The 569-nt window shown below is 49.9% G+C and carries 1 pseudogene; it reads right to left on the bottom strand.

From position 1 onward, the window contains the following. Positions 1-569: pseudogene (locus R8N49_RS29255) on the bottom strand (DNA polymerase I); the annotation flags it as partial.

The following is a 569-nucleotide window of genomic DNA, read 5'->3' on the forward strand; positions in this document are numbered from 1 at the left end:
TGCAGCTGTGTTGTAGGAAACGAAGTGCCAAGCTGTCCATGTCGTGTTTGCCGCCTACGCTGTTGTAAACGTAAGACGCCAACATGGTGTCGTATTTGATGCCTTTCATCTCGATGCCGTAACGTGCCAGCACAGACGCGTCGTATTTTAGGTTCTGACCGACTTTCGCTTGAGCGTCGTCTTCAAGAATTGGTTTCAGCTGCTCAAGAACCCAATCGCGATCCAGTTGCTCTGGCGCATCCAAATAATCGTGTGCGACAGGGACATAAGCCGCAATACCTTCATCGATGGCAAATGACAACCCGACGAGGTTCGCCACCATGTAATCAAGGCTGTCCGTTTCGGTATCAAAGGCAAACAGCTCTGCCGCTTTGAGTTTTTCTAGCCACGCATTGAAAGAAGCTTCGTCCAAAATGGTTTCGTACTGACTGCGATCAATCGTTACCGCTGAGGTTTCCATTTCAGCATGCGAAGAAGATGATGATGCTTGCGCAGAGCCTGCAAGTTCAACCGCTTCGACAGTGCCTGAGCCGCCTTCAAGCAGTTCGTTCAACCAAGACTTAAACGTC

The organism is Vibrio sp. 1978 (assembly GCF_033344345.1).